The sequence below is a fragment of the Sulfuriflexus sp. genome, from assembly GCF_032250955.1.
Lineage (GTDB): Bacteria > Pseudomonadota > Gammaproteobacteria > AKS1 > AKS1 > Sulfuriflexus.
In genome coordinates, this window is the sequence record NZ_JAVVES010000094.1 from 1 (window position 1) to 7,326 (window position 7,326).

Annotated in this window: 6 protein-coding genes; 4 read left to right on the plus strand and 2 right to left on the minus strand. The window is 54.4% G+C overall.

Annotated elements, in window-relative coordinates; genetic code table 11:
• Positions 1 to 244: hypothetical protein (locus RQ738_RS12680; RefSeq protein ID WP_314165633.1), on the plus strand; the 244-nt coding region annotated here is incomplete at its 5' end.
• 1 nt (position 245) lies between these two features.
• On the opposite strand, the gene RQ738_RS12685 is transcribed toward RQ738_RS12680, so the two are convergent.
• Together RQ738_RS12685 and lexA are read right to left on the minus strand one after the other, a co-directional pair.
• Positions 246 to 1,310: a DNA polymerase IV gene (locus RQ738_RS12685; RefSeq protein ID WP_314165634.1), complete on the minus strand. Its 1,065-nt coding sequence runs from the start codon at positions 1,308 to 1,310 to the stop codon at positions 246 to 248.
• 266 nt (positions 1,311 to 1,576) lie between these two features.
• Positions 1,577 to 2,188, minus strand: a complete 612-nt coding sequence (gene lexA, locus RQ738_RS12690) for a transcriptional repressor LexA (RefSeq protein WP_314165635.1) — start codon at positions 2,186 to 2,188, stop codon at positions 1,577 to 1,579.
• Between the two features lie 190 nt (positions 2,189 to 2,378).
• Here lexA and RQ738_RS12695 point away from each other — a divergent pair, with 190 nt between their 5' ends.
• Genes RQ738_RS12695 through RQ738_RS12705 form a run of 3 tightly spaced genes read left to right on the plus strand, consistent with a single transcriptional unit; the run spans position 2,379 to position 7,308 of the window.
• Positions 2,379 to 5,924, plus strand: coding sequence for a PAS domain-containing protein (locus RQ738_RS12695; protein WP_314165636.1), 3,546 nt, complete (start codon positions 2,379 to 2,381; stop codon positions 5,922 to 5,924).
• Positions 5,925 to 5,945: 21 nt separating this feature from the next.
• Complete coding sequence (locus RQ738_RS12700; RefSeq protein WP_314165637.1) at positions 5,946 to 7,100, plus strand: SpoIIE family protein phosphatase; 1,155 nt, start codon at positions 5,946 to 5,948, stop codon at positions 7,098 to 7,100.
• Between the two features lie 22 nt (positions 7,101 to 7,122).
• Positions 7,123 to 7,308, plus strand: a complete 186-nt coding sequence (locus tag RQ738_RS12705; RefSeq protein WP_314165639.1) for a hypothetical protein — start codon at positions 7,123 to 7,125, stop codon at positions 7,306 to 7,308.
• The last annotated feature ends 18 nt before the right edge of the window (positions 7,309 to 7,326 follow it).

Below are 7,326 nucleotides of genomic sequence, written 5' to 3' on the forward strand. Positions count from 1 at the left end.
CCAATCACCAATCACCAATCACCAATCACCAATCACCAATCATCAATCATCAATCATCAATCATCAATCATCAATCGTCAATCGTCAATCGTCAATCGTCAATCGTCAATCGTCAATCATCAATCGTCTGCCGGTGCCCCTCCGGCTTCCAGGCCGGGGCAAGGACGAATTCACCATAGCGGCGATTCACTTCGTCCATGACCTTGTTGACCTCGCTGTGCGGGGTGTCCTGGGCGGAAAATAATTCAAGCTGTTGTCCCTCGGGTTGTGGGTCGAGGGCATTGACCTGGACCTGGAACACCCCCCTCACCATGCCAGTGGGTCGTCAGTACAAAACGGCATAACCTGAAAATGGCCTCGGCGTCGTTATCCGGGCTGGCCAGTTTCAGTTTCAGGCCGATATAGCCGTCACGTGTGCGCAGGCCGATGCCATAGTGCTGGGCCTGCAGGGTATGGCGACGCAGGCGGGCGGCGAGCTTTTCGCTCATGTGGCGCAGGTAGGTGAGCAGCACATCGGGGTCACGCGTGTTGGGAGGCACGACCTTGCCATGGCCCATGGATTTCGGTGCCGGGATACCGGTGGTTACCTTGTCCGGGTCTTCGCCCTGGCACATGAGCCAGATGCGCCGGCCAAGATTGCCGAAGCGTCGCGCCAGTACGCTGACCGGTAACTGGCCGACCTCGCCACAGGTGCAGGCGCCGTGTTCGGCAAGAAAACCGCCGATGCCGTCGGCGATACCGCATAGCGAGGTGGCGGGTTCATGGTGCAGGCGCTCGCGCGCCTCCCATGGCGGGATCACGGTCAGGCCATCCGGTTTTTGCAGCTTGGCGGCAAACTTGGCCGTGGTCTTGTCACCGCCGACGCCGGCCGAACAGGTGATCCCCGAGACCTCGAGCACTCTTTGTTTGGCCATGCGTGCCATGCGCACCGGGGTGCCGTGCAGGCGTTGGCAGTGGCTGACATCGAGAAAGGCCTCGTCAACGGAGAAGACCTCGATGTCCGGGCTGATCTCCTGCAGGACCTGCATGATGGCGGTGGAAACCTTTGTATAGACACGTGGCCGGGCCGGGCGCTGGATCAGGCCCGGGCAGAGTTTCCTTGCCTCGGGCAGGCGCATACCGGTATGGATGCCAAAGGCGCGCGCCTCGTAAGAGCAGGTGATGATGCAACTGCCACGCTCGCCATTGGTCACCGCCACCGGCAGGCCACGCAACTGCGGGAAGTCGCGCTGCTCGACGGAGGCAAAAAACGCGTTCATATCGACGTGAATGATCGCGCGATCCCAAATTACCGGACAGGGGTTAATCATTGATGATTTCTTGGCTTACAGAACCCTTCGGGTTCATTGTAAATACCCTAACCATCTCCGATGGTTCAGGGCAATTGATGAATGATGAATGGAAAAGCATTCACTGCGAGCGGAACGTTCCTGCTCGCTTTGCGCTTCGTGGAATAAAAGCCCGTACCAAAGTAAGCGTTGAGCCAGGGATTGGGGTAGACACGACAGCCGGTCCGTGGTCACCAATGTCATTTCAATTCATCATTCATCATTCATCATTCCGCAATCATCAATCCCTATTTATAGCTGCGTAGTTGCCCGACCACCACGCCCTGGATGGCCACCCGTTCGGCCGGGTAGAGCATCGGTGTCATCTGGCGGTTGGCGGGGATGAGCATGACCGCGTCGTCACGGTGGTGGCGCAGGGTCTTGAGAGTGGCCTCTTCGTGGTCGATTAGGGCGACGACGATATCGCCGTTACTGGCGTGGTCGCATTGCTCGACCACGACCATGTCGCCATCGAGGATGCCGGCCTCGATCATGGAGTCGCCCTGTACCTTGAGGACAAAGCGATTCTCGCCAATGAAGAACGCGGCCAGGTCGAGCCGGTCATGGTTCGGAATGGCCTCAATGGGCTGCCCGGCGGCAATCCGGCCAAGCAGGGGCAGGCTGTAGTCCGGGTGCTCAAAATGTGAGTGCTCACTTTCAAGCAAGCGTATTCCCCTGTGCTTGCTGGGCAGAATGTCGATATAGCCGGCGCGATGTAGCGCCTGCAGATAACGGTGTATGACTCCCCTGGATCGGATGCCGATACCGGCGGCGATTTCACTCAGCAGGGGCGCATAACCGTGCTGCGCGAAGTAGTCGCGAATGAAGCCGAGGGTGTCGTGCAGGCGCGGTGTGAGCATGGCCGAAGCATAGAGAACGTTTGGAGAACTTTCAAGCCTGTATCCCGGCAGCCTAAAAAGCAGGGTGAATAACTTAAAGTAGAAGGCGTGTCTGCCGATAGCCTGTAAGTACTTCTAGACAATAGGAAAAGTACGGGTATTATCGTAATCATCTGTGCCGCCATCGCAAGCTGCAAGGAAAGTTCTCCGGGTGGGTAAAGACAACAAAATTTTATGGGGTATTGTGGTCGGGGGTCTGGTCCTGACCGTGTTGCTCTCCATGTTCGTGTTTCGTACTCATCTGCGCGAAGCGGCGGCCGGCTATGCGGTCAACCTGCAAAATTACAGTGAAAGGCTTGAACACGACACGTCTGCCGGTCTACTCCTTGTCGCGGATCTGGAACGCCTGTTTTATACCCACAACGACCTGAGCGAAAACGAATTTAATAATTATACTGCCGATAAACTGGTTCATTACCACGGCCTGGAGAGCATAGGCTTATTACGCAGGCTCGATGCCGGCCAGGTGGCTGATTACGAAGCCTTAATGCAGCGTAGCGGCAAGCCTGGTTACAGGGTGACACCCCTTGCCGGGGAGGCTTATAAACCCGGCCCGTTGCAGGGGATGCACCTGCCAATGTGTTACCTGAACAGTTTTAATGCGGATAAAACCGGTTTGCTGGCTCCCGGCAGCGACTGGTTAACCAGTGCCGATATGCAGGCCAGCGTGGTCGACGCGGTTCGAACCGGGAGCGTGGTGTCAACCTTGCGCAACGGCAAGCTATACCTGTTCCAGGCGATTTATTCGCAAGCGATGGAAGGGCTGAATTCCTTCACCGAAGTCATGAGTGATCCCGGCAGCCGTGAGGCCACCCTGGCGGGTATGTTCGTGTTGCAGTATGACCTGGATACATTACTGTATAGCGATACATGGAATACGGGCCAGTTACTGGAACTGGTTGACATAAACCAGCCATGGCGGCTACCGGAGCATGAAGACTGGTTGCCCGTTGCAACGGCGGTGCATCCGATCCCGATTGGTTCACAGGACTACTGCCTGCAGATGCAGTACCCGTTACAGTTCTCGGATATCGAGCTGAGCCATTTGGGCCTCTTCCTCATGGCCAGCTTGCTGGTCACCGTATCGGGGTTGTTATTGTATCGCGGGCATATACAACGCGTGCGCCTGTTAGAGGCCATGTCACAACATGGCTTGCAGGTTATCGAGGAGCAGGCCGGTACCCTGGAACGTCGCGACATCGAACTGCAACAACAAAAGCAGGTGCTGGATGAGCACTCGATTGTCAGTATCGCGGATGTCGCCGGACGCATTACCTATGTAAACGACAAGTTCTGCGCGGTCAGTGGCTATACGCGTGACGAATTGCTTGGCCGTAATCATCGTCTCGTGCGCTCATCCGAACACTCCCGGGAATTTTATACAGATCTCTGGTCCACCATCAGCAGCGGCAAAAGCTGGCACGGAGTCATTTGTAACCGGCGTAAGGATGGTGGCCTGTACTGGGTGGATTCAACTATCAAACCGATTCTGGACAGACATGGCCGGCCGGAAAAATATATCTCCGCGCGCACCGACGTCACGCCACTGGTAAGGATGCGCAAGACGCTCGCCAATAGCGAAAACAATCTTCTGCAAACCCAGGCATTTGCCAACATAGGCAGCTGGGACTGGAATATCCAGACCGGCCAGATGACCTGGTCAGAACAAATGCTGCAGATCCTGGGTCGGGCAAATAGCGGTTATGAACCTGCTTATGAAAATTATTTACAGACCATACCGCCGGCGGATCGGGGAGAGGTGACCAATGCGATTAAAGCGTGTTGTGATAAGGGGCATGAACTGTCGATTGTGCATCGCATTCTCTGGCCGGACAAAAGTATTCACTGGTTGCAATTGAGTGGTAACGTCACGCGTGCCGAAGACGGTAGCCCCCTGCACCTGTTGTGTATTGTGCAGGATATTACCCGGCAGACCCGGATGGCGCAGACACTAGACAGGCAAAAAAGCCTGCTGGACATGTTGCGGAAAGCAATGACGGGCTTTGTGGAAACCCAGTCATTGCCAGGTATCTCCCAGGACCTGCTGGAGGGGCTGCTGGGAGTGACGGATTGCGATCTTGGCATACTCGCCGAGATAACCTGTGTAGATGACTCGCCGTCCTGCACTATGCATGCAGTCACTGATATTGCCTGGGATGAGACATCACGGCAACAGTATGCGACACGGCGCCTGACCTGCGAGGGTAAAAAATCGCTTATCAATCATGTCCTGGAAACCGGCGAGACGGTCATCAGTAACGCGCCGGATACCGACCCGCGAAGTGGCGGGGTGCCGGTGGGGCACAGCAGGATAAAAAACTTCCTCGGCGTGCCGGTGTTCTATGGTGACGAGATGGTCGGCATGTATGCCCTGGCGAACCGGGAGGGCGGCTTTGACGATTCAATTATCGACTTCCTGAAGCCCCTGCAGGCGACCTACGGCATTTTGATTCATGCCATGCGGAGCGTGCAACAGGAGGAGCGGAACAAGCATGACTTGCTGAGTGCGAAACTGGATGCCGAACACGCCAGTCGCGCCAAGTCAGAATTTCTCTCCAATATGAGCCACGAACTGCGTACCCCCTTAAACGCGATTATGGGTTTTTCACAGTTGCTCGCCGATGACAGGGAGACGCCGTTAACGGAAGAGCAGCACGAGAGTACAGTGGAAATCTACCAGGCAGGGCAACATCTGCTGGGCCTGGTCAATGAAGTCCTGGACCTGGCACGGATTGAATCAGGGCGTATGGAGGTCCGTTGTGAGCCGGTCTCCCTGCATATGATTTATGAGCAGTGCAGCAGTCTCATGCAGCAGTTGGCGGACATGTATGAAATACAGTTTCACGCAGGCTGGCAACAGTTGGCGGACGTCTGGGTGGTGGCGGATCCGGTCCGCCTGAAACAGGCGATCATGAACCTGGTCTCGAATGCGATTAAGTATAATAATGACGATGGCCATGTTTATCTCGCCTATGAAGTGGCGGATGAAGAACAGGTGCGAATCACGGTGACGGATACCGGCCCGGGGCTTTCGGAAGAGGACCAGGAGCAGATTTTTATACCGTTTGAACGCCTGGGGAATGAGCAGACCAGCATTGAAGGTTCCGGTATCGGCTTAAGCATTACCCGGCGCATGGTTGAGTTGATGGAGGGGCGACTTGGCTTAACCAGTGTCCCTGGACAGGGTTCCTGCTTCTGGATCGAGTTGAGGAGCAGTGCTGCGCCGCAAACAGCAGGCATGACTGATAAAAAAGAGCTCATTGCCCGCGAGACGCGGGCAAAACCGCACAAGAACACAGCTAATACACGTTACAAATTGCTGTATGTTGAAGACAACCCGGCAAACATACGCTTGATGCAGTTAATCATGCGCAAGTGCCCGGAATACGAATTACTCATAGCGGAAAGCGGTGAAGAAGGGGTGCGGCTCGCGAAGAGCGCCGCTCCGGATATCATATTGATGGATGTCGGCTTGCCGGGTATAAGCGGTATCGATGCACTTGGTATTCTGCGCGATGATTTCCTGACCATGGATATCCCGGTGGTTGCCATCAGTGCCAACGCCATGTCGAATGATATAAAACAGGCCAGGGAGGCCGGTTTTGTTGACCACCTGACCAAGCCAGTAGAGGCAAAAAAACTGTTTAGGATACTGGATGAATACCTGCCTGATACGCCGGATAGCTGCTCGGCCTGAGCATGATAGAAGAAGGGTGTAATGAATAAGTGTTTAAAGATTCTGGTGGTGGATGATTTGCCCGTCAACCGTTTGTTGGTGAGTAAACATTTACAAAAGGCCGGTCATGTTGTTACCGAGGCCGCTGATGGCCAGGAGGCCATTGACCGCTTCGAGGCCGAGCGGCCCGATATTATTATTCTCGATGTCATGATGCCGGGGATGAATGGCTATGACGCGGCGCGGGAAATCAAGGCCCGTGCCAATGGCCACTGGACGCCGATTATTTTTCTCAGCGCTCTTGGCAAGGGGGAGGAACAGGTCAGGGGGCTTGAAGAGGGCGGTGACGATTACCTGACCAAACCGGTGAACCTCGACGTCCTGGATGCCAAGATTATGTCGATGCGACGTATTGCCGACATGCAACGACAACTGGCGGATACCACGGCCGAACTCCAGCGTTATCACCAACGTGCAGAGGCTGAACATGCAATGGCAAACAGCCTGATGGAACGCATGATTAACCAGGAGCGTCTCAATGACGAAATGCTGCAACACTGGGTGTTGCCGGCGAGTCGCTTTAGCGGTGACATCGTCGCCGCCGCGCGTTCTGATAATGGCCGCTTGTATATCCTGCATGCCGATTCTACCGGGCATGGCCTGACTGCTGCCTTGCCACTACTGCCCTTGTCGCAAATCTTCTATGCCATGGTGACAAAGGCACTGTCGCTGAAGGATATGGTCAATGAAATGAATCAGCGCATTAAGCAATTAATGCCGGTGGAACGTTTCGTGGCCGCGGCCCTGGTCGTGATCGAGCCTGACAGGAAAACGATTGAGGTCTGGAATGGTGGCTGCCCCGACCTGCTGTTCGTCAACGAACACAATCAGGTCGCCAGGCGCTTTTCATCGCGGCATACCGCACTCGGGATAATGGATTATGACGAGGTGCATTCCGAGACGTTGACGCACGCGGAACACGGGGCCGGAAAACTGGTCATTTACTCGGATGGCCTGGTGGAGGCAAAAAATACTGATGGTGAAAACTTTGGTGATGAAGGTATTGCTGCCACCCTTGAAAGTGCCGGAGAAGAAGGCAGTTTGATGGCATTGATCAATGCGATGATTCTGCACCTGGGTGAAGAGACAGCACATGATGATATCTCTATCGTTATGGTGGATTGTTCGGGAGAGTAGAAAAAAGATTGATGATCTCGGAATGATGATTGATGATTGGGTATTTGGTTATCCCCAATCATCTAATCTTGTACTTATCTTGATGCGGCTTCTTTCTGGTAAATCCTGGACAAAGAGAGGAATGATCGGGAGCAATTATTTTGCAGTTAATATTTTTGGCTCTTCGGAAAAATTAGTGGGTAAAAATATAGCGAATTTGGAGCAATAGAGATAGTTTTCTGGAAAT